The sequence below is a fragment of the Pseudomonas sp. NFACC08-1 genome (genome assembly GCF_900106735.1).
Lineage (GTDB): Bacteria > Pseudomonadota > Gammaproteobacteria > Pseudomonadales > Pseudomonadaceae > Aquipseudomonas > Aquipseudomonas fluorescens_Q.
The window spans coordinates 316,638-340,191 of sequence record NZ_FNNL01000005.1 but is presented as its reverse complement, the minus strand read 5'-3'; the positions used below and the strand labels follow the sequence as shown (position 1 = coordinate 340,191).

Here is a 23,554-nt window from a genome sequence, read left to right as displayed (position 1 = left end):
TTATACCCGCGCCTCCGATTAGCGTCAAATACTCAATCCTGCGCGACCCGCACCACCAACTTGCCAAAGTTGCGCCCCTCCAACAACCCGATAAACGCCTGTGGCGCATTCTCAAGGCCATCGACCAGGTCTTCACGGAACTTGACCTTGCCATCGCGCACCCAAGGGGCCATGGCACTGATGAACTCGGGCTGACGGTCGCCGTAGTCATCGAACACAATAAACCCCTGGATCCGCACGCGCTTGTTAAGCAACGTGCGCTGCAACTGCGGCAAGCGATCCGGGCCGCTCGGCGCTTGATGATCGTTGTAGGAAGCGATCAGGCCACAAAGCGGGATTCGCGCCTTGGCGTTGAGCAGCGGCACGACGGCATCGAAAACCTTGCCACCGACGTTTTCGTAATAGATGTCGATGCCCTTGTCGCAAGCCTGCGCCAGCTCCTCGGCAAAACGTGCGCTCTTGTGATCGACACAGGCGTCAAATCCCAGCTCGTCGACCACGTACTTGCATTTCTCGCGGCCACCCGCGACGCCGACGACGCGCAGGCCCTTGATCTTCGCCACCTGGCCGACCACCGAGCCCACCGCACCCGAGGCCGCTGCGACCACCAGGGTCTCCCCGGCCTTGGGTTGGCCGATGTCCATCAGCCCCATGTAAGCGGTCATGCCCGGCATGCCCAGCACACCCAAGGCCATCGACGGGCTCGCAAGCCCCGAGGGGATGGGCATCACGTTGCGCCCGTCGCTGATGCTGTGGCTCTGCCAACCGGTGGCCCCCACCACCAGATCACCCTCCTGGAATTTCGGGTGCATCGAGCGCTCCACGCGGCTGACGGCGCCACCGGTCATCACCTCGTCGATTTTTACCGGAGCAGCGTAGGAAGGCGCGTCACTCATTCGCCCACGCATGTAAGGGTCCAGCGACAGGAACTGCGTCTTGAGCAGGATCTGCCCTTGCGCCAGCTCCGGCAGCGTCACGTGCTCCAGGCGGAAATTCTCCGCGGTCGGGGCGCCGTGGGGGCGGGAGGCAAGGACGATGCGCTGGTTGGAGGTCGATGCTTGTGACATGGAAGCGTCTCCTTGATCGTTGAGTGGCACGTATAGGGAGCAGACCATTGCCGAGGGGGCGGCGTTCGATGTTTGTTCAAGCGGGCACCTGTGGTAGCAAGGCTTGCCCGCGATACAGAGACCTCGGTGTGTCGGAGCGGCGCGTCATCGTTCATCGCGGGCAAGCCTTGCTCCCACAGGTATGATTTCTACCACCGCTCGCGCCTATGACAGAAACAAAAATGCCAGGCGCGATGCCTGGCATTGTGTGTAGCCCATCCCGACCGGGATGGCGAATCAGAACGGCAGTTTCATGCCCGGCGGCAGTTGCATGCCGGCCGTCATGCCAGACATCTTGTCCTGGCTGTTGGCTTCGATCTTGCGCACCGCGTCATTGACGGCGGCGGCGAACAGGGCTTCGAGCATTTCCTTGTCGTCTTCGCTCAGGCCTTCGACCACGCTTGGGTCGATGCTGACGCGCTTGATGTCGTGGCGACCGGTCATGACCACGGTCACCATGTCGCCGCCGGACTTGCCGGTGACTTCGGCGTTGGCCAGTTCTTCCTGCATCTTGGCCATTTTTTCCTGCATCTGCTGCGCCTGCTTCATCAGGCCGGCCATGCCACCTTTCATCATGGGAATCACCTCGAAAGTACTTGGATAAACAACGCACCCGGCCCGTTCGGCCCGGTGCCTTCAGTTATGAGCCCTGGGTGACCGGGGCCTCGACAGGTTCGATAGTATCGTGACGGACCACGGCGCCGAACTGTTGCATCATCTGCTGGATGAATGGATCACCGTGGATCGACTCCTCGGCTTCGCGCTGACGGTCGGCACGGCGCCGGGACGCGGCCTGGGCCGGGGTCTCCTGCTCGGGCTTGATCAGCTCGATGGTCAGCGTCAGGGTGCGCTGGTGGTACTGGTTCAGCGCATCGTTGAGGCGGCGCTGCTGGGTCGCGTTGAACAGCGCGCTGTGGGCCGGGTCCAGGTGCAGCAGCCAGTGGTCGCCCTCCACGGCCATCAGCGTGCAGTTGGCGGCGATGCTGCCGGTCATGCCGCTGATCGGCAGCTTAGGGAACAGCTCCAGCCATTGCAGGGCCAGCCCGGTGGCTGGCATCGCCGCGGGTTCCGGCTCGGGCTCCGGGGCCGGCTCAGCGGCGTGCTCGCTGGCCAGGTCGTCCAGGTAGCTGTAGGCCGAATCCAGGTCTGGCTCGATGTAATCCTCGTCCAGCGGCGGTTCGTCATCCTGATCGATGCCTGGCGTGGCGACATCGACGTCGGCCACTGTCGGTTCGGGCACCGGCGCGGCGACCCACTCAGGCGCATCGGGCACCACGCTGTCGGGCGTCGGCAAAGGCATCGGCGGCAACTCGGGCTGCTCGGCGATGGTCTCCAGGACCGGTTCCACGGCAGGTTGCTGGACAACCTCGGGCTCGATCGGATCGTTCCAGGGCAGATCGACAACGGCTTCGGCGACCGGTTCGGGCAGCGCCTCGACGATCGGTTCAGGTTCTGGCTCAGGGGCCGCGACAACGGGTGTCGGGGTCGCTGGTGCCACAGGTGCCGACGCTACCGGAGCCGAAGCCACTGCCGGCGCAACGACGGGCGCGGCAGCCACTGGCTTGGCGGAATCAGCTGTGGCCTGGCTGATCCCCACTGGCTTTAGCGCTTGCCTCGGGGCATCCGCTGTGTCGGCTGGCCGGAACGCCAGCATCCGCAGCAGGACCATTTCGAAGCCGCCGCGCGGATCGGGGGCCAGGGGCAGGTCGCGACGGCCGATCAGGCCCATCTGGTAATAGAACTGCACGTCTTCGGCCGGCAGCGCCTGGGCCAGGGCCAGAACGCGATCACGATCGCCATGGCCGTTGTCGACGCCTTCGGGCAGGGCCTGGGCAATGGCGACGCGGTGCAGCACGTTGAGGATTTCCGAGAGTACGCCATTCCAGTCCGGCCCCTGCTCGGCCAGGTGACGCACCGCCTCGAGCAGCGCCTTGGCATCGCCTTCGATCAGCGCATGCAAAACGTCATAGACCTGGCCGTGGTCGAGGGTGCCGAGCATGGCCCGGACATCGGCGGCCATGACCTTGCCTTCACCGAAAGCGATGGCCTGGTCGGTCAGGCTCATGGCGTCGCGCATCGAACCATCGGCGGCGCGCCCCAGCAGCCACAGCGCATCGTCCTCGAAGGGCACGTTCTCGACGCCCAGTACGTGGGTCAGGTGCTCGACGACCCGTTCCGGCGTCATGTTCTTGAGGGAGAACTGCAGGCACCGCGACAAAATCGTTGCAGGAAGTTTCTGCGGGTCGGTGGTCGCCAGGATGAACTTGACGTAGGGCGGCGGCTCCTCAAGGGTCTTGAGCAGCGCATTGAAGGAATGGCTGGAGAGCATGTGCACTTCGTCGATCAGGTAGACCTTGAAGCGCCCACGGCTCGGCGCGTACTGCACGTTGTCGAGCAGCTCGCGGGTGTCTTCGACCTTGGTGCGGCTGGCGGCGTCGATCTCGATCAGGTCGACGAAACGGCCCTCGTCGATTTCCCGGCAGACCGAGCACTCGCCGCAAGGCGTGGAGGTGATGCCGGTTTCACAGTTCAGGCACTTGGCGATGATCCGTGCGATGGTGGTCTTGCCCACGCCACGGGTACCCGTGAACAGGTAGGCATGGTGCAGCCGCTGGCTGTCCAAGGCATTGATCAGAGCCTTGAGCACATGGGTCTGGCCGACCATTTCGCGGAACGAGCGCGGACGCCATTTACGTGCAAGAACCTGATAACTCATCGAAAACCGTCGCAACGAAGGAACATAAGCGGCTAATGCTAGCGGAGCAGGGGCGAAATTGCATCCGGTGTGCTCGTCTAATCTGACTAAGATGGGATCAGGGACTAGGTTGTCGACGCGGTTTTGCACAGTCAGGAGAGTTTATGCGCTCAGCCATGGGGGCTTTGCTGTTGTTGGGGACAGGTTGTCTTGCTGATGAAGTACCTTTGCGTTTTGCCGTTACCGACGGCTGGGCGATGCCCATGGTGCAGATCGAACGGGGTCGCCCGACCCAGGGCATCCTTCCCGATGTAATGACCAGCCTGGCGACCCAGATGGGACTGCCAGCGCAATTCCACGTCCTGTCCCGCGCCCGGCTGGACAGCGCCATGAAACACGGCGAGATCGACGTACGTTGCTATGTCAGCCCTGAATGGGTGAGTGATGGCGGCGATTATCTGTGGAGCATCCCATTGTTTTTCCAACGCGACCTGCTCGTTGCCACGGCAAACGCACCTGCGGCAGTAACACCGGCAACGCTGGCGCACCAGGCCATAGGCACAGTGCTCAGCTATACCTACCCGACCTTGCAACCCTTGTTCAACAGCGGCCAACTGCGCCGAGACGATGCTCGCAGCCAGGAGCAAGTGCTGGCGAAACTGCTGGCAGGCCGCTATAGCTATGCGGTCAGCAACCAATGGGCACTGGACTGGTTCAATCAACGCCATCCGGCGGATCGACAACTCCGTGCCGTGGCTGTGCTTCAGGAACAGCAGTTGAGCTGTTACGTGCGCAACGATCCGGACATTCCAGCGCAACGCATCCTGAGAACCTTGCTGAACATGAAGACGTCCGGGGAAATCGACGCGATCATCCAGCTTTACACTGGCCGCAGTGATGCATCGCAGGCCAGGAGAGAGGCACCCTCCCCCTGATCGCCTGGCCGCTGCTGCCATTGCGACGGCGGGATGAAGCCCTGCACCCAGCCGGGTATCCGTTCGGGCGGCATGGGCCGTGCGATGAAATAACCTTGTGCCACCTCACAGCCCAGGCTCAACAGCAGTTGGCCGTGCTCAAGGCTGTCCAGCCCTTCGGCGACCACCTCACGGCCAAACGCCCGAGCCAGGCCGATCACCGCTTTGGTCAGTGCCAGGTCGTCGCGGTCATGGAGGATGTCGCGGACAAAGGTCTTGTCGATCTTGATGGCTTGCGTGCGCAGGTGCTTGAGATCATTGAGCGAGCAGTAGCCCGTGCCGAACCCACCCAGCGAAAACCCCACGCCCAAGGCATGGCAGGCCTGGAGGCAAGCGCTGACGTGGGCAAGGTTCTCCACCGCGACCGATTCGACAATCTGCAGATCCAACAGGCATGGCGGTACCGCCGGATGCCGCTCCAACACCTGTCGCAGCCGCTCGACAAAATCCGCTCGCTGGAAATGCCGCGCCGAGATATTGATGCTCACCGGCCAGCCCTGCCCCGCTTGCAGCCATTGCTGCAACTGGGTCAATACCTGCTCCATGACCCACTCGCCGATCTCGACGATCAGGTCGGTCTCTTCCACCAGCGGCAGGAACTCCCGAGGCGGCACCAGGCCACGTTGCGGATGCTTCCAGCGCAGCAGCGCCTCCAGGCCGACCACGGTGCCGTGGCGCATGTTGACCTTGGGCTGGAAATGCAGCCGCAACTCATTGCCGGCCAGCGCCTGGCGGACCCGCTCGACGGTCTGGTAAGTGGCTCGCACTTCCTTGTCCCGGGACACATCGAACAAATGGAAACGATTGCGACCGCTTTGCTTGGCCACGTACATCGCCTGGTCGGCATGACGCAACAAGGTCTCGGCGTCTTCGTTATCCCAAGGAAACAATGTGACGCCAATGCTGGCGAAGACCTTGATGCCCTTCCCGTCAATGCCATACGGCATGGAAACAGCGATCAACACCCGGCTCAACGCGGCGTGCAACTCATCCATCCCACGCACATGGCGCAGCACCAGCACGAACTCGTCCCCACCCAGCCGCGCCACCACATCCTCGCCCCGCACGATACTGCGCAGGCGCCTGGCGACCTCCACCAGCAGCCGATCGCCACTGGCGTGGCCGTAGCCGTCATTGACCGCCTTGAAGCCATCGAGGTCGAGCATGCACACCGCCAGGGGCAAGTTTTCCGCACGAGAAAACTCCAGGGCCTGGTCCAGCAGATCGGACAGATAAGTGCGATTGGGCAACCCGGTCAGCACATCGTGACCAACCCGCCATTGCAGCGAATGCAGCAGGCGACGCTTTTCGCTGACATCGAAGCGAATCGCCAGGTAGCGTTCGACTTGTCCTGTATCGTCATCGATCACTGGCACCAGGGTGGTGTCGACCCAGTGCAGCGTACCGTCCTTGGCCCGGTTACAGATTTCCCCTTTCCAGACCTGGCCCAGGGCAATGGTGCGCCACATGGCGCCGAAGAATTCGTCAGGGTGCTGGCCGGAATTGAGCAGGCGATGGTTCACACCCAGCAACTCATCGCGCCGGTAACCAAAAAGGCTGCAAAATTGATCGTTGACGTAGGTAATGCGCCCGCTCAGATCGGTTTCGGAAAAAATCGCGGCGGCGTCAACGGCTCTGCGGTACTTCTTATCCATCGAAGCAGTCATCCATGAGTCAGGCTCATTTGTCGCGCGCGGTTGCACCGCCTTCAAGACAGGCGAAAATCAACTAGGCTCAAACACTTTGAGAGAAGCTGGAGCGCGGGCCCTGGCGGTACTAAGGGAGAGCTTCAGCCCTTGCCAAGTATCGCGGCAAGAAACGCAAGGCCCGGTCTCTGCACACGCCCCCGGCTTCTGAAGCAGGTCGCCAAATACCCGTGCCAAAGGCCGATTCTACGAAACACATCACACTTTGCAAAGCAAGGTGATGGATCACGCGGTTGTCTAATGCGAAAATCTATCGTTAAGTTCTTGATTCTAAATGGGAATTAAGCGATGCAAATTTCAAGTTTGGGTCCAGCCATCAGACGCTACCGCAAAGTAGCGGGGCTTACTCAGGCTGAACTTGGCGAAAAAACCGGTTTTGACCCCAAAACCATCAGCCGCTTCGAAACCGGCACCTACACCCCCAGCGTCGAAGCCTTGTTCCTGCTTGCCAATGTGCTGGATGTACAACTGAAAGCCTTTTTTGCCGACATGGGCGATGAGGACGAACAGCGGGCCTATCTGTTCGGTGTCATACACAGAGCCACGCCGAAGGATCTGGGAAAGCTGATCGCCGCGGTTGACCAGGCCTTGTCCAAGCCTTGATGAAGTCATGAAAAAGAGAAGCCAGTATACCTGCCGCCCGTGCTGCTTCTGTTCGACGGCGGGTACCTGCGGCGTGACAATGCGCTCAGCCTGGAACAAGTACTGGTCAAACTGCTGGCAAACACGTTGACGCTTTTGTTATCGATGGCATGGAAACCGCCAGGGCAGATTCTCTCCTCGGGGAAATCCCAAAGCATGCCTTACCCCAGCGTTGCACGGGATACGGGGCCCGCCGATGCCGGGAAGGGATGGTGAGTAGAGCTTGGTAGCCGATGCACACCGACCAATTGGAAGGAATCAATAACCGGCTCACGCAGAATAAGCCCGTGGCTACCGAACAGTGAGTTCCTTTTATATAAAACGACTCTCCCTGCAAATCGCGAAGAACTTAAAACCACCGCTCGTCCGGACTGTCAGTTCTGACAGTAGACAACAAATATGGCAAAAAAAAACAATCACAGGACAAGAAACCGCTAACTTCTTGCAGCGCCGCACCAACTCAGGCCATATTTGCTGGATAATCAAATGAAAACCAAATCAGTGACCGCATCAAATAAAACGCCTATGACAATCAGATCTTCGAAGGCGCTTTTATTGTCAAAGAGCTTGTATACCCGGACTGACCTTACAAATCCAGAATGGAGACTGGTTGAAACCTGGCAAATCGAGCCATTCCTTTTCCCTACAACAACAGATATACGCCCCAACCATTATGGCTTAATAGTCGCCTACATCCCTGACTCAATCACTCTGAAAATGAGTGACCCGGAAACAGGGGCCATATTCGAAATAAAAAAATTTGGAGACCAAGTTACTTATACATCAATGAACTCACAGGGATCGGTCACGACAAACTTTGCCTGGGACATCCTCGCATCCGTGGATCTTATCGTTGGCGAGCAAAGCCGGTCATCTCATAACAACAAAAACCAGTTTCATGAAGAAAATGGCATCCAACACCTTATAGCCGTTGGCGAGGAACAGGGTTCCATTTTCAGCAATGGAAAAGAATCCGTCATAGTTCCGAACACGACATATTTTTCATTTACAACAAATACCAGCCTGTATTTCTCCGCAGGAGAAAACCAAGCTAGCTCCATCCATCAAGTGATTAATGAGAAATTAGTAAAAGTAGAGAGCCGCATCCTCCAGGGCTATGCATCTTCGGGAGGAAGCTATGCCCTTACCGACAACAAGGACAAGCTTTACCCTGACGGAATATCAATCTTGAATATAGATGATGGATTTTCGGAGAGTGTAGCTAAAATAGAATTCAACCATAACACCACCGACGGAACCGTTAAAATATCGGTACTGTCGAAAACAGTTAGAGTTTGTGAACTAAGAGAATCGATGATTGTATTTGCACTATAACTTCGGGAGTGAAACACCTCACCAAAGCACGGGGCGTTTTAACCAGCAATAAGCTGCGCTATCCCGGCAAATTTCAAAGCGAAAAGGATCACCCCGCTTCAGACTGACCGAAAGGCATCTCATAGACCTTACGAACGAAGGCCTGGGTGTTATGGAGGCAACCCCACCAGCCACACCCCGGCACACAATGTTCCCGCTGTGGCTGCTTCCTTCCGGATCTGACCAGGTTCACGGGTAATCGTTGCGGGGGGACCGATGGGGTCACCATAACGACGCCCGCCTGACGGCGAGCCGGGCCATTGTACCTATCTGACGAGAAGTTACAAGCGTTCGCGGCGGATAAAAAAACTGAAGATGTTCAAGTACTTGCTGTGGGCGCATCGCTTGCTAGCGATGACGTTGGCACATTGGACATGAATGCAAGCTGGCTCAGCGCTTTCGCGAGCAAGCTCCCACAGGGGATCTGTGGTGATGCAAATCCCGAGGCCATCCAAAAACAACTGTGGGAGACTCTATGGTGCATGCATAGCCCTTAAATGCCTTTCGGCAGATATTCGCAACAGCTCGTTAGCACAGCTTTGCTTGAGGCTGACACGAGCCTGAACCAAGGCGCCCGGCGCCGAAGAAGACTTATAAGTCGGCGCGGTTCAGGAGTGCAGGTCACGCCCTTCGTTTTCAAGTAGCGGGCCAGCAGTCGAGCATCCAGCGCATCAGTTTTGGCCCGTACGTTCACGCCCTTGCGGTAATGGCTGAGCTCATAACCACCGACCATATGGATCACACAGCCGCCCGCATGAGCCAGATCGGCGAACTTCTGGTGATAGATATTGCAGGCTTCGATGGCCACTCCCACTGGCGCGAACCAGGCCTTGAGCCATTTCTTGACCGCCGATTTGTTGGGAATCGTCTCAAGCCGATCTCCCTTGGGTGAACGGAGGAGGGGTGAAATCTCCCACGGCCTGTACTGCGCTAACAGTCAGAAGCGGACTTTGTCCCTCCTCCTCCCTTCAAGTCCTACCATACAAGCGGGCTTGCCCGCGAAAGCGCCGGCACACGCAACATGAACGCCTACACCCAACACTTTTAACTAACCCCGAATCATTGTCGACGTTAGATCCTAGCAACAAGAGCGGCGAAAATTGATCTTTCGGCGACAGGATTGAACACTCAGAGATCGTTATGCTTGAACAGCAATTAATCACGACGAAGTATTACAAACTACTACTGGGCAGAATGGTCCATACTCGCCATTAAGCGCCTGGGCCCGAACTTGAACATTGAAGTACACCGGCCTGGAGCCACCACTGACGCCTATTTCATGGCGGTACCAACCACGATGGTCCGGCCGGACAGTGGTGGCGGGGACAAACTGCCCCTGTCCAGTAGACACGGCAGTCACTCTGAACGTATGAGCGGCAATCTGGTCGGGGCAGACGTTATCCGAGATTTGCCAGGCCAATATAATGGTGTAAGTGCTTTGTCCGGCCTGGGATAGCCTCCGGGGCGCATTGGGAATGGTCGTCGCCTTATCCATCTGATCGTGTTTCATAAAATTTTCCATAATAAATATAGCCATCATCCATGGCAGCCTTAGGGTAAAGGAAAGCTAGAATATAAAACCACTGTCAAAACAAATGGCATCACTTTAACTTCGCCCAGGCTCTTATCGAGAGTCGACTCTGTATCTGGCGAGCAAAACTTCCTGCGTGAGCAAACTACAACAGTACCCCATCCGCCCGACCACCCTCCTCCTGGATCACCAGATGGATGAAGTGCAGCTTGGTAATCACCGCGGCCGGTACGACGAATGGGTAGAAATCCGGCTGGCCCATGCTGCGGGACAGTTCGTTGAGCATGCCGGCCAGTTCGATCCAGGCGTTGACGAACGAGAGGAAGGCCGCACCGCCAGCGTGCCCGGAATCGTATAGGGTTTCGGGCGGGAACGGCTGGTAGTCGAAATCCATTTCCCGGGCGCTCATACCGAACCCCAGGGCGGTGTCCACCGCGTCCATCATGTGCAGGTAATGGGCCCAGGTTTCCGCCCAGTCCTCCCACGGGTGCATGGTGGCATAGGCGCTGACGTAGCGGGTTTGCCAGTCCAGCGGCGCGCCTTGCTGGTAGTGCTGCTCCAGGGCGTCGGCGTAGCTGGCGCGCTCATCGCCGAACAGCTCGCGAAAAGCCCCGAGCCAGTGGCTGTTGGCGACCAGTCGGTCCCAGTAGTAGTGCCCCACCTCATGCCGGAAATGCCCGAGCAAGGTGCGATACGGCTCGCGCATCTGCTGGCGCACGTATTCGCGATGGGCATCGTCAGCTTCCTTGATGTCGAGGGTGATCAGCCCGCTGGCGTGACCGGTGGTGGGTGGCGTGCCGTCGGGGTCGACACCGATGAAATCAAACGCCAAGCCGATGTTTTCGTCGACGGTTTTCGGGATGACCGGCAAGCCGAGAGTAATCAGTTGCGCGACCAGTCGACGCTTGGCGGTCTCGACCTTGCGCCAGCGTTCTGGGTTTTCCGGGATCGACAGGTCGGGAATGGTGCGGTTCAGGCTACAGGCGACGCACAGGGTGTCGTGCCCATTGTCCGGCAGCAGCCAATTACAGGCCGCCGCAGTGTCGAGGTTGGCGCAACGGCGAAACAGCCCGGCTTGGGGATCAACGTCCAGCGTCCAGGTCCCGGCTTGCTCGCCAGGTTGCAAGGACGTCAGGCGACTCTGCTCAGGTTGATAACCCAGCGCCGCCAGGCAGGCCAGGCATTGGCTATTGCGAAAAAACAACGACTGGCCACAGCGGCACGGCCAGACCTTGCTGTTACGTGACCGATCGCCCAGGAACGGCGCGGCGATGCGTGAGCTCAGTTGTTCGAAGAAGCGGTGCATGGCGATCTCTCCCTGGGGCCTGCAAGACTAGATCACCCTGTATCCATGATCGTTCCCACGCGTTGCGTCATAGTGCCCGATAAACCGTGGCGAGGGAGCATGCTCCCGCTGGGTGGCGCAGCCGCCCCAATCGGAACGACGCAACCTTCCCAGACGGACCGCGTCAGGAGGTTTTACGACGGCTGCGCCGCCGAGCGGGAGCAAGCTGCCTCGCCACAGCGGCGCCCTCACGATTAAACCGTGATGCCATGCTTGCTCAAGAAAGCCACGAACGCCTCTTCATCCAGCACCTTGAGCCCCAGCTCATTGGCCTTGGTCAATTTCGACCCGGCGCCCGGCCCCGCCACCACGCAGTGGGTTTTCGCCGACACCGAACCGGCGACCTTCGCCCCCAGGCTCTCCAGCTTGTCCTTGGCGACGTCGCGACTCATCAACTCCAGCGAACCGGTCAGCACCCAGGTATGCCCCGCCTCGGGCAAGCCTTCGACGACCTTCTTTTCGCTCTGCCAATGCATGCCGAAGTCGCGCAACTGTCGTTCCGCTGCCTCGGCCTGCTGACGGTTGCTGGCATTGGCGAAGAACTCGCGCACGGCGTTGGCCTGCTTTTCCGGCAACGCCTGGCGCATGTCAAGCCAGTCGGCATTCATCACCGCTTCGAGTGAACCGAACTTGTCTGCCAGTTTCTGCGCCCCGCCCGGCCCGACCGAGGGGATGTCCAGTTTGTCGAGAAAGCCGCCCAGGGTTGTGCTGGCGGAGAACTCGGCGCCCAACTCGCCTTGGTCCTGAATCTCGAGACCGTGGCACAGCAGGTCCTTGATCACCTGGCGGTTGTGTGGGTCTTCGAAGAAGCTGTGGATCTCGTGGGCCACTTCCAGGCCGACGTCGGGCAAGTAGGTGAGCACCTGGGGCAAAGCCGCTTGTACGCGCTCCAGCGAACCAAGAGAGCGAGCCAGGACCTTGGCGGTTTCCTCGCCCACGTCCGGGATGCCGAGGGCGTAGATAAAACGCGCCAGGCTCGGTTTTTTGCTGTCGACAATGGCCGCCAGCAGGTTCTTGCTCGACAGTTCGGCGAAACCCTCCAGGTCGACCACCTGCTCGAAGGTCAGGGCATACAGGTCGGCGGGCGAACCCACCAGGCCCTCGTCCACCAGTTGCTCGACACTCTTCTCGCCCAGACCTTCGATGTCCATGGCCCGGCGCGAGACGAAGTGAATGATCGCCTGCTTGAGCTGCGCGCCACAGGCCAGGCGACCGACGCAGCGATACACCGCGCCTTCGCTGATAGTTTCACGGCCCTTGCTGCGCTTGATCAGTTGCGTGCGCTCGACATGGGAGCCGCACACCGGGCACTGCTGTGGGATCGCGACCGGACGAGCATGCTCCGGCCGACGTTCGGTGATCACCTGCACCACTTGCGGAATCACATCCCCGGCGCGGCGGATGATCACCGTGTCGCCGATCATCAGGCCCAGACGCGCCACTTCGTCCATGTTGTGCAACGTGGCGTTGGCCACGGTCACGCCAGCGACCTTGACCGGCTTGAGGCGCGCCACGGGCGTCACGGCGCCAGTGCGACCGACCTGAAACTCAACGTCCAGCAACTCGGTGAGCTCTTCAGAGGCCGGGAATTTATGAGCGATGGCCCAGCGTGGTTCCCGGGCGCGGAAACCCAGTTCGCGTTGGGAGGCGATACTGTTGACCTTGAACACCACCCCGTCGATTTCATAAGGCAACGCGTTGCGCCGCTCGCCGATGTCGCGGTAGTAATCCAGGCATTCGTCAATACCATGGGCCAGCTTCAATTCACGGCTGATGGGCAGGCCCCAGGCCTTGAGTTGCTTGAGATTGCCGATGTGGGTATCGGCAATGTCCGTGGTCACCTGGCCGATACCGTAGCAGCAGAATTCCAGCGGGCGGTTGGCGGTGATCTTGGAATCCAACTGGCGCAGGCTCCCCGCCGCCGCGTTGCGCGGGTTGGCGAAGGTCTTGCCACCCGCTTCCAGTTGCGTAGCGTTGAGGCGCTCGAAACCGGCCTTGGACATGTACACCTCGCCGCGCACTTCCAGCAGTGGCGGCCAGCCACTGCCCTGCAACTTAAGGGGGATGTTGCGCACGGTACGCACATTGACGCTGATGTCCTCGCCCGTGGTGCCATCACCGCGCGTGGCTCCGCGCACCAGCAGGCCGTCCTGATACAACAGGCTGACCGCCAAGCCATCGAGCTTCGGCTCGCAGCTGTATTCAACCGCCGCGCCACCGCCCAGCAAATCGCCCATGGGCAGGTCGAGGCCTTCAGTCACCCGCCGGTCGAACTCGCGCATGGTGGTTTCGTCGAAGGCGTTGCCCAGGCTGAGCATCGGGATCTCGTGACGCACCTGGCTGAACGCCGACAGCGCCATGCTGCCGACGCGCTGGGTCGGGGAATCGCTGGTCACCAGCTCCGGGTGCTGCTCTTCCAGGGCCTTGAGTTCGTGAAACAGACGGTCGTATTCGGCATCGGGGATGCTCGGCTCGTCGAGGACATGGTAACGATAGTTGTGCTGATCCAACTCGGTACGCAGCTGTTGGATGCGGGTTTCGACGGCGTTCATGGGTGTTCTCTCATAAAGCAAAAGAGCAGCCTAGGCTGCTCAATCTTTTAAAATCGTTGGCAGTTCGAACCTGAACCTACCAATACAGAACCTGTGGCGAGGGGATTTATCCCCGCTGGGCTGCGAAGCAGCCCCAAAAGTCATCAATTCAATTAGCCTGATCAGGCTAGGGCGTCAGGTTTCAGGGCTGCTTTGCAGCCCAGCGGGGATAAATCCCCTCGCCACAAAAAGCCCCTGCGCCACAAAGGCTTTGCCGATTTCAGCGTTTCTGGGTCAACGCACGACGCTCGAATTCGACGATGCGCTGGCGGTAGTGCTCGATGGTCTGGGCGGTCAGCACGCTGCGCTGGTCATCCTTGAGTTCGCCATTGAGCTCCTGGGACAGCTTGCGCGCCGCAGCCACCATCACGTCGAAGGCTTGCTTGGGATGACGTGGGCCCGGCAGGCCGAGGAAGAAACTCACCGCTGGCGTGCTGAAATGATCGATGTCGTCCAGGTCGAACACCCCGGGCTTGACGGCGTTGGCCATGGAGAACAGCACCTCGCCGTTGCCGGCCATGCTCTCGTGACGGTGGAAAATGTCCATCTCGCCGAAACGCAGGCCGCTTTCCAGAATGTTCTGCAGCAACGCCGGGCCCTTGAAACCGGCCGGATCGCGGCAGATCACGCTGATCACCAACACTTCTTCAGCCTGGGCCTGGTCCTTGTCGGCGCTCGAGGTTTTGTTCTCGTCCGGGAAGTCGCTGTCGCGACTGCTGAAGCTCGGACCACCATCCAGGTCGAGGTTCAGGTTCAAATCACCCTGGGATGGCTCGCTGTTGCGCTTGCCGCGCTTGGAGCCCGATTCCCGTGGCTCACGGACAGGCGCGCTCATCGACGGCAAGTCGTGTTCGTCCAGCTGCGGCTCCTTGTGGGTGTCCAGCACCCGGGGCGGGCCCAGCAGCTCGGCGTTGTCATCCTCATCCGGCAGGTTCGACAAGCTGCGGTCCAGGCGAAACTTCAGCTTCCCCTTGCCGCCGCGCATGCGACGCCAGCCGTCGAAAAGAATACCGGCAATGACAATGATGCCGATGACGATCAGCCACTCGCGCAGACCGATTTCCATGTAATCCCGTGCCTCTATAAAAATGCTGAAAAATAAGGGGCTTAGCTATTTGCAAACCGCTTTAAAACGTGGCGCCAACTCTATGTTCTGAATGGCCTTTTGCCCACGCATACGAAAAATTGACATTAAACTAGCACGACCAAAGATAACTTTACACCGTCTGTCGCACAGGCTTGTGCCCAATCTGTGATTTGAACAACAGGCCCAAGGGTAAAAAATACCTACAGCGTTCCAAGTAGAAGCCCTACAACCGGTTGTTCAGGCATCCACCATGGCCATGGCCTCCTCCACATCCACCGCCACCAGCCGCGAACAGCCCGGCTCATGCATGGTCACGCCCATCAACTGATCGGCCATTTCCATGGCGATTTTGTTGTGGGTGATGTAGATGAACTGCACCGTTTCAGACATCTCCTTCACCAGCCGTGCGTAACGGCCTACGTTGGCGTCGTCCAGTGGTGCGTCGACCTCGTCGAGCATGCAGAACGGCGCCGGGTTCAATTTGAAGATGGCAAAAACCAGGGCCAGCGCGGTCAGCGCCTTTTCGCCACCGGAGAGCAAATGGATGGTGCTGTTCTTCTTGCCAGGAGGACGCGCCATGATTGTCACCCCTGTATCGAGTAAATCTTCGCCCGTCAGTTCCAAGTAAGCGCTGCCGCCACCGAAAACTTTTGGGAAAAGGGCCTGCAAACCACCGTTGATCTGATCAAAGGTATCCTTGAAGCGGTTGCGGGTTTCCTTGTCGATCTTGCGAATGACGTTTTCCAGGGTCTCCAGCGCTTCCACCAGATCGTCGTTCTGGGCGTCCAGGTAACGCTTGCGCTCGGACTGCTGCTGGTACTCGTCGATGGCCGCCAGGTTGATTGCCCCCAGGCGCTGGATGCGCTGGGCAATGCGTTCCAACTCCTCCTCGGCGTCCTTCTCGTTCGCCCCGGCCACCAGGGTGGCGAGCACACCATCGAGGTCGTAGCCGTCTTCCAGCAACTGGTCCTGCAAGGCTTTGCGCCGCACCGTCAGGGCTTGCCACTCCATGCGCTGCTGTTCCATTTGGCCGCGGATCAGTTGCGATTGCTGCTCGGCCTGGCTGCGACGCTTTTCGGCGTCGCGCAGTTCACGGTCGGCGTCCTCCAGGGCGATCTGCGCCGTCTTGAGTTCTTCGTCGACGCTCATGCGCTTGTCGAGCAACTCTTCGAGCTTGAGACGCAGCTCTTCCAGCGGCGCTTCGCCCTCCTCCAGATTGAGGCTCAACTGCTCGCGTTTTTCGGTCAGGCGTTCGGACTGCATTTCCAGCCGTTCCAAGGCCTGGCGCGTGGAATCGTGCTGGGCCTTGAGCGAGCCCAGGCGCACCGCCAACTGATGAGCATGATCCTTGTGCTGGCGTGCTTCCTGGCGCACCCGATCCAGGCGCTCGCGCAGACTGTCACGCTGGGCCAGCAGCAGTTCGCGCTGCTCGGTGTCCAGTGCCATGGCGTCGAGGGCTTCTTGCAGTTGCAAGCGCGCCTCGCCGATCTGTTCGTGCTCCAGCGCCCGCTGCTCGCCCAGTTCGGCGATTTCTTCTTCCAGGCGGGTGCGACGCAACGCCAGCTGTTCGACCTTGGCCTTGCCGGCCGACAACTGCGCCTTGAGCTCGCCTTGCTGGCGCGCCTCATCCTGCAACAGCCGCCGCAGGTGTTCGCGACCGTTCTCCTGCTGACGCTGTTGCGCCCGCAGGTTTTGCAATTCGGTTTCCAGGGCTTCGACGCTGGCTTCGCGCTCTTCCCGTTCGGCGCCCAGGCGCTGGATTTCCTGGCCCCGGGCGAGCATGCCGCTCTCGGCTTCACTGGCCCGGCGCACCCGCAGGAAATGCCGGCCAACCCAATACCCGTCACGGCTGATCAGGCTTTCGCCGGCCGCCAACTGCCCGCGCAGGGCCAAGGCCTGTTCAAGGCTGTCCACCGGTTTGACCTGCCCCAGCCAGGGCGACAGGTCGACCTGGGCCTCGACCTTGTCCAGCAAGCTGCCGGGGATTCGTACGCCGTCGCCAGCCGGGCTGAGCAGGCGCAGATCGCCCTGGGTGAAACCCGACAGGTCGAAGCCGTCGAAGTCATCCACCAGCACCGCTTGCAGGTCGGCACCCAGCACGGTTTCCACCGCCAGCTCCCAACCGGCATCGACCTTCAGGCCCTCGGCCAGTCGCGGACGCTCGGCCAGATGCTGGTCGCGCAGCCACTCGGCGGTGCCGGTGCCTGGGTCCAGCGCGGCTTGCTGCAAGGCTTCCAGCGAAGCCAAACGCCCATTGAGCCGCTGCAATTCGCCCTGGGCCTGTTGCTGGTTCTGCAAGGCCAGTTGCAAGGCCTGGCGCAGTTGCTCAAGCCGTTCGACTTGGGCGTCTTCGCTGGCCTGCAAATCTTCGAGAGTGGCTTCGCTGGTCGCCAGTTGCTCGCTCAGGTCCAAAATCGCCGCGTCTTCCGGGTCTGCCGCGAGCAAGGCACGCTCTTCGGCCAGGCGGCGCTGCCGTTCGGCGAGGCGCTCCATGCTGGTTTCCAACTGCTGGATGCGCGACTGCTGGACTTCAGCCTGGCGCCGTGGCTCGGCCGAGGTCAGGTTGAAGCTGTCCCACTGCTCTTGCCAGCCGTGCATGGTCAGCTCGGCTTCTTCCAGGGCTGCGGCGGCTTCTTCGGCGGCGGCGCTGGTGATTTCCTGCTCTGGCGTGAGCCGGTCCAGCTCTTCGCCAAGGGTCAATAGCAGCGTGCGGTCGTGGCCCAGGTGGGATTCGGTTTCCAGGCGCGCCCGCTCGGCTTCCTTCAAGTCATCCTGCAACTGCCGCAGCCGTTGCTGACCGTGCTGGATGCTCTGCTCGACCCGGGCGATGTCGCCCCCCACGGAATAGAAGCGCCCCTGCACCAGATTGAAGCGCTCCGACAGGTCGTGGTGACCGTCACGCAGGCGTTCGATGGCGGCGTCGGCGTTGCGTTGCTCGGCCACCAGGGCCTCGAAACTGACTTCCTGGTTGCCGATGATCGCCTCACGCTGACCGACCTGCTCGTTCAACGCCTGCCAGCGCAGGGCCGAAAGTTGGGCCTTGAGCTGGCGCTCCTCGCCCTTGTATTCCTGGTACTTCTTCGCGGCCTCGGCCTGACGGTGCAGACGTTCCAGCTGGCGCTCGAGTTCTTCGCGCAGGTCGGTCAGGCGCGCGAGGTTTTCGTGGGTGCGACGAATGCGGTTTTCGGTTTCGCGCCGCCGTTCCTTGTATTTGGAAATACCGGCGGCTTCTTCAATGAAGTTGCGCAGATCTTCAGGCTTGGCCTCGATCAGCTTGGAGATCATGCCCTGTTCGATGATCGAGTAGCTGCGCGGGCCCAGGCCGGTGCCGAGGAAAATATCGGTGATGTCGCGGCGTCGGCACTTGGTGCCGTTGAGGAAGTAGCTGTTCTGGCTGTCGCGGGTCACTTTGCGACGAATGGAGATTTCCGCATACGCGGCGTATTCACCCACCAGGGTGCCGTCGGAGTTATCGAACACCAGCTCGATGCTGGCCTGGCTCACCGGCTTTCGGCTGGTGGAGCCGTTGAAGATGACGTCGGTCATCGACTCGCCGCGCAGGTTCTTGGCCGAGCTCTCGCCCATCACCCAACGCACGGCATCGATAATGTTCGACTTGCCGCAACCATTGGGCCCGACCACTGCCGCCATGTTACTGGGGAAGTTCACCGTAGTCGGGTCGACGAAGGATTTGAACCCCGCCAATTTGATGCACTTGAGCCGCACGTTCAGGCCTTCGTCAGGGCAGAGACCACCAGATCGCAACTGCGCTGGGCGTAGGCCGTCAGCACGAGGCGAATCTGCGGCAGATCACGGGCCAGCACAGCGGCGAGCAGGCGCTGGAACAGGTCGAGGAACTCGCTCATTTCCGCCTTGCGCTGGTCCAGGGCCAGGAAATAGGCACGGCTCATGGCCGGTTGCAGGTTCTCGACGGTTTCCTGCAAGTACGGGTTGTTGGCAAAGGGATAGGCGGCGCGCATCACGCTGAAGCTTTCATCGACGAAGGTACGGATGTCCTGGCGCGCGTAGGCGTCGTTGAGACGCTGCTGGATCGCCACGAACGGCGCCATGTCGGCCTGCTCTTTCCAGCCATGGGCCACGGCGTAACCCAGCAGGATGTACAGCTCGCTCATCAACGTGCAGAGGCTGCGCACCTTGTGCTCGGTGAGTTCGGTGACGTGGGCGCCGCGGCGCGGCAGGATCGCGATCAAGTGGCGTCGCTCCAGGATCAGCAAGGCCTCGCGGACCGAACCGCGGCTGACGTTGAGCGCCAGCGTGACCTTCTGCTCCTGGATGCGCTCTCCCGGCTTCATTTCGCCGCGAATGATGCGTTCGGCGAGATGGTGGGCGATTTGCTCGGCGAGGCTGTCCGGGGCCTTGAACGTCATGGTTGTCCTTCAAACTCTTCGATTTGCACAAGCGGCGCAGTGTAGCGCACTCGATACGTCATGGCGCAGGGCCTGCAGCGGGTTTTTGGCACGATTCAAGCAAAAAAGCAGGGCGTCACCCAAGGGTCAATACTGAACCTACACGTTGTTCATCGACAAAACGAATTTTCCTGACCTTTAAGTCAGAAAATCATTGACCGAAAAGTCAAAACTGATAAATTCGGCCCAAGTCGATACAACAATAATGAGTCTGCGAGGCCTTCCGTGATCCAGTTTTTACTCAACCAGGAACTCCGTAGCGAGCACGCCCTGGACCCGAACCTGACCGTGCTCAACTATTTACGCGAGCATGTTGGTAAGTCCGGTACCAAAGAAGGCTGCGCCAGCGGCGACTGTGGCGCGTGCACCGTGGTGGTGGGCGAACTGCATATGGATGAAACCGGCCGTGAGCGCATGCGCTACCGCAGCCTCAATTCGTGCCTGACTTTCGTCTCGGCCCTGCACGGCAAGCAACTGATCAGCGTCGAAGACCTCAAGCACCAGGGCCAGCTGCACAGCGTCCAACAAGCGATGGTCGATTGCCACGGCTCGCAATGCGGCTTCTGCACACCAGGCTTCGTCATGTCGCTGTTCGCCCTGCAAAAGAACAGCGAACAATCCGACGCCCATAAAGCCCACGAAGCCCTGGCCGGCAATCTCTGCCGTTGCACCGGCTACCGGCCGATCCTGGCCGCCGCCGAGCAGGCCTGCTGCGGCAAGCAACCGGACCAGTTCGACGCCCGCGAGGCCGAGACCATCGCCCGCCTCAAAGCCATCGCACCGACCGAGACCGGCGAGCTCAACAGCGGCGACAAGCGCTGCCTGGTGCCGCTGACCGTGGCCGACCTGGCCGATCTCTACGATGCTTATCCCCAGGCGCGCCTGCTGGCCGGCGGCACGGACCTGGCCCTGGAAGTCACTCAGTTCCACCGCACCCTGCCGGTGATGATCTACGTGGGCAACGTCGCCGAACTCAAGCGCATCGAGCGTTTCGACGATCGCCTGGAGATCGGCGCCGCCACCGCCCTCTCCGATTGCTACGAAGCCCTGAAAGCCGAATACCCGGACTTCGGCGAACTGCTGCAACGCTTTGCCTCGCTGCAGATCCGCAACCAAGGCACCTTGGGCGGCAACATCGGCAACGCCTCGCCGATCGGCGACTCGCCGCCGCTGCTGATCGCCCTCGGCGCGCAAATCGTGCTGTGCAAGGGCCAGACCCGCCGGACCCTGGCGCTGGAAGACTATTTCATCGACTACCGCGTCACGGCGCGCCAGGAAAGCGAATTCATCGAGAAGATCATCGTGCCCCGGGCCAGTGCCGAGCAGGCGTTCCGCGCCTACAAGGTCTCCAAGCGCCTGGACGATGATATTTCCGCGGTGTGCGCGGCGTTCAACCTGCGCATCGACAACGGCGTGGTCCGCGAAGCCCGCATTGCCTTCGGCGGCATGGCCGCCACACCCAAGCGCGCCACCCATTGCGAAGCGGCACTGATCGGTGCGCCGTGGACCGACAGCACCGTCGAACGCGCCTGCGCCGCCCTGGCCGAGGACTTCACACCGCTGTCGGATTTCCGCGCCAGCAAGGAATACCGCCTGCTCAGCGCCCGCAACCTGTTGCGCAAGTACTTCATCGAACTGCAAACACCGCACATCGAGACTCGGGTGACCGCTTATGTCTAACCATCACACCGTAGAAAAGACCCAAGCCGAACTCGCCGAGCTGTTCGCCCGCGACCTGACCACTGGCGTGGGCCGCAGCGTCAAGCACGACAGCGCCGCCAAGCATGTGTCCGGCGAGGCCCAGTACATCGATGACCGCCTGGAATTCCCGAACCAGTTGCACGTCTATGCCCGACTGTCGGACCGCGCCCATGCCCGGATCGTCCGCATCGACACCGCGCCCTGTTACGCCTTCGAAGGCGTGCGCATCGCCATTACCCACCAAGACATCCCCGGCCTGAAGGACATCGGCCCACTGTTGCCCGGCGACCCGCTGCTGGCCATCGATGACGTGCAGTTCGTCGGCCAACCGGTGTTGGCCGTCGCCGCCAAGGACCTGGACACCGCGCGCAAAGCGGCGATGGCGGCCATCGTCGAGTACGAAGACCTGGAGCCGGTGCTGGACGTGGTCGAAGCCCTGCGCAAGCGGCATTTCGTGCTCGACAGCCACACCCACCAACGTGGCGATTCGGCCACGGCGCTGGCGAGCGCCGAGCATCGCATCCAGGGTTCGCTGCACATCGGCGGCCAGGAGCACTTTTACCTGGAAACCCAGATTTCTTCGGTAATGCCCACCGAAGACGGCGGCATGATCGTCTACTGCTCGACCCAGAACCCCACCGAAGTGCAGAAACTGGTGGCCGAAGTGCTGGGCGTGTCGATGAACAAGGTCGTGGTGGACATGCGCCGCATGGGCGGCGGCTTTGGCGGCAAGGAAACCCAAGCCGCCAGCCCGGCGTGCCTGTGCGCCGTCATCGCCCACCTCACTGGCCAGCCGACCAAGATGCGCCTGCCCCGGGTCGAAGACATGCTGATGACCGGCAAGCGCCATCCCTTCTACATCGAATACGACGTCGGCTTCGACAGCCGCGGGCGCTTGCACGGCATCGCCCTGGATCTGGCGGGTAACTGCGGTTGCTCGCCAGACCTGTCGGCGTCGATTGTCGACCGGGCGATGTTCCATGCCGACAACGCCTACTACCTGGGCGATGCGACCATCAACGGTCACCGCTGCAAGACCAACACCGCTTCGAACACCGCTTACCGCGGTTTCGGTGGGCCGCAAGGCATGGTCGCCATCGAAGAGGTGATGGATGCCATCGCCCGGCACCTGGGCTTGGATCCGCTGGCCGTGCGCAAGGCCAACTATTACGGCAAGACCGAGCGCAACGTCACCCACTACTACCAGACCGTCGAGCACAACATGCTCGAGGAAATGACCGCCGAGCTTGAAGAAAGCAGCCAGTACGCCGAACGCCGCGAGGCGATCCGCCGCTACAACGCCAATAGCCCGATCCTGAAAAAAGGCCTGGCGCTGACCCCGGTGAAATTCGGCATTTCGTTCACCGCCAGTTTCCTCAACCAGGCAGGCGCCTTGATCCACGTCTACACCGATGGCAGCATCCATTTGAACCATGGCGGCACCGAAATGGGCCAGGGCCTGAACACCAAGGTCGCCCAGGTGGTGGCCGAGGTGTTCCAGGTGGAAATGGACCGCGTGCAGATCACCGCGACCAACACCGACAAGGTGCCGAACACCTCGCCCACCGCGGCCTCCAGCGGCGCCGACCTGAACGGCAAGGCGGCGCAGAATGCGGCCGAGACCATCAAGCAGCGCCTGGTGGAATTCGCTGCACGGCAGTACAAGGTCAGCGAAGAAGACGTGGAATTCCACAACGGCCATGTGCGGGTGCGCGACCACATCCTGACCTTCGAGGCGCTGGTACAGCAGGCGTATTTCGCCCAGGTCTCGCTGTCGAGCACCGGCTTCTACAAGACCCCGAAAATCTACTACGACCGCAGCCAGGCCCGTGGCCGCCCCTTCTACTACTACGCCTTTGGCGCGGCCTGCGCCGAAGTGATCGTCGACACCCTCACCGGCGAGTACAAGATGCTGCGCACCGACATCCTCCACGACGTCGGCGCCTCGCTGAACCCGGCCATCGACATCGGCCAGGTCGAGGGCGGCTTCATCCAAGGCATGGGCTGGCTGACCATGGAAGAGCTGGTGTGGAACGACAAAGGCAAGCTGATGACCAATGGCCCGGCCAGCTACAAGATCCCCGCCGTGGCCGACATGCCGCTGGACCTGCGGGTCAAGCTGGTGGAAAACCGCAAGAACCCCGAAGACACGGTGTTCCACTCCAAGGCCGTGGGCGAGCCGCCGTTCATGCTCGGCATCGCCGCGTGGTGCGCCATCAAGGACGCCGTGGCGAGCCTGGGGGATTACCAGCACCAACCGAACATCGACGCCCCAGCAACGCCGGAGCGAGTGTTGTGGGGGTGTGAGCAGATGCGGCAGTTGAAGGCCGTGAAGCCTACGCAAGCCGAAGCCGAGATGGCTCCGCTTTGAAGAG

General features: G+C 60.7%; 15 protein-coding genes and 1 other RNA gene. 5 read left to right on the top strand and 11 right to left on the bottom strand.

Features of this window, described 5'->3' with window-relative positions:
* Nucleotides 1-32: 32 nt before the first annotated feature.
* From BLU76_RS13460 to dnaX, 3 genes are all read right to left on the bottom strand, one after another.
* Entirely contained in the window at nt 33-1,067 is a 1,035-nt protein-coding gene (locus tag BLU76_RS13460; protein ID WP_092223069.1) for an NADP-dependent oxidoreductase, read from the bottom strand.
* A gap of 276 nt (nt 1,068-1,343) precedes the next feature.
* Complete coding sequence (locus BLU76_RS13455) at nt 1,344-1,682, bottom strand: YbaB/EbfC family nucleoid-associated protein (protein ID WP_003183512.1); 339 nt, start codon at nt 1,680-1,682, stop codon at nt 1,344-1,346.
* Between the two features lie 64 nt (nt 1,683-1,746).
* Nucleotides 1,747-3,822, bottom strand: a complete 2,076-nt coding sequence (dnaX, locus tag BLU76_RS13450; protein ID WP_092148442.1) for a DNA polymerase III subunit gamma/tau — start codon at nt 3,820-3,822, stop codon at nt 1,747-1,749.
* A 143-nt stretch (nt 3,823-3,965) separates the two neighbouring features.
* Between dnaX and BLU76_RS13445 the strand changes: the two genes are divergently transcribed.
* Nucleotides 3,966-4,736: a substrate-binding periplasmic protein gene (locus tag BLU76_RS13445; RefSeq protein ID WP_092148445.1), complete on the top strand. Its 771-nt coding sequence runs from the start codon at nt 3,966-3,968 to the stop codon at nt 4,734-4,736.
* Here the strand turns inward: BLU76_RS13445 and BLU76_RS13440 are convergent.
* Entirely contained in the window at nt 4,682-6,430 is a 1,749-nt protein-coding gene (locus tag BLU76_RS13440; RefSeq protein ID WP_092148448.1) for a putative bifunctional diguanylate cyclase/phosphodiesterase, read from the bottom strand. The genes BLU76_RS13445 and BLU76_RS13440 overlap by 55 nt on opposite strands.
* 339 nt (nt 6,431-6,769) lie before the next feature.
* Between BLU76_RS13440 and BLU76_RS13435 the strand changes: the two genes are divergently transcribed.
* The gene (locus tag BLU76_RS13435; protein WP_063322219.1) at nt 6,770-7,084 is read left to right on the top strand and encodes a helix-turn-helix domain-containing protein; all 315 of its coding nucleotides are present in this window, start codon (nt 6,770-6,772) and stop codon (nt 7,082-7,084) included.
* Between the two features lie 525 nt (nt 7,085-7,609).
* On the top strand, nt 7,610-8,458 hold the full coding sequence (locus BLU76_RS13430) for a hypothetical protein (protein WP_139197676.1): 849 nt from the start codon (nt 7,610-7,612) through the stop codon (nt 8,456-8,458).
* A 161-nt stretch (nt 8,459-8,619) separates the two neighbouring features.
* Here BLU76_RS13430 and ffs read toward each other — a convergent pair.
* The 7 genes from ffs to BLU76_RS13390 form a co-directional block, all read right to left on the bottom strand.
* Nucleotides 8,620-8,716: signal recognition particle sRNA small type (ffs, locus tag BLU76_RS13425), an RNA gene on the bottom strand.
* A gap of 274 nt (nt 8,717-8,990) precedes the next feature.
* A complete protein-coding gene (locus BLU76_RS13420) occupies nt 8,991-9,305 on the bottom strand; it encodes an IS110 family transposase (RefSeq protein WP_371914665.1) in 315 nt (104 codons plus the stop codon).
* Between the two features lie 868 nt (nt 9,306-10,173).
* Nucleotides 10,174-11,334, bottom strand: coding sequence for a zinc-binding metallopeptidase family protein (locus BLU76_RS13410; RefSeq protein WP_092148454.1), 1,161 nt, complete (start codon nt 11,332-11,334; stop codon nt 10,174-10,176).
* A gap of 233 nt (nt 11,335-11,567) precedes the next feature.
* Nucleotides 11,568-13,925, bottom strand: coding sequence for an NAD-dependent DNA ligase LigA (gene ligA / locus BLU76_RS13405; protein ID WP_092223063.1), 2,358 nt, complete (start codon nt 13,923-13,925; stop codon nt 11,568-11,570).
* Between the two features lie 259 nt (nt 13,926-14,184).
* Nucleotides 14,185-15,030: a cell division protein ZipA gene (gene zipA / locus BLU76_RS13400; protein ID WP_092223061.1), complete on the bottom strand. Its 846-nt coding sequence runs from the start codon at nt 15,028-15,030 to the stop codon at nt 14,185-14,187.
* Nucleotides 15,031-15,288: 258 nt separating this feature from the next.
* Nucleotides 15,289-18,777, bottom strand: coding sequence for a chromosome segregation protein SMC (smc, locus tag BLU76_RS13395; protein ID WP_092148460.1), 3,489 nt, complete (start codon nt 18,775-18,777; stop codon nt 15,289-15,291).
* A gap of 2 nt (nt 18,778-18,779) precedes the next feature.
* Nucleotides 18,780-19,439: a GntR family transcriptional regulator gene (locus BLU76_RS13390; RefSeq protein ID WP_063322225.1), complete on the bottom strand. Its 660-nt coding sequence runs from the start codon at nt 19,437-19,439 to the stop codon at nt 18,780-18,782.
* Nucleotides 19,440-19,703: 264 nt separating this feature from the next.
* On the opposite strand from BLU76_RS13390, the gene xdhA reads away from it, so the two are divergent.
* Both xdhA and xdhB read left to right on the top strand, forming a co-directional pair.
* On the top strand, nt 19,704-21,158 hold the full coding sequence (xdhA, locus tag BLU76_RS13385; RefSeq protein ID WP_092223059.1) for a xanthine dehydrogenase small subunit: 1,455 nt from the start codon (nt 19,704-19,706) through the stop codon (nt 21,156-21,158).
* Nucleotides 21,151-23,550: a xanthine dehydrogenase molybdopterin binding subunit gene (gene xdhB, locus BLU76_RS13380; protein WP_092223057.1), complete on the top strand. Its 2,400-nt coding sequence runs from the start codon at nt 21,151-21,153 to the stop codon at nt 23,548-23,550. Before xdhA ends, xdhB begins: the two co-directional genes overlap by 8 nt.
* The last annotated feature ends 4 nt before the right edge of the window (nt 23,551-23,554 follow it).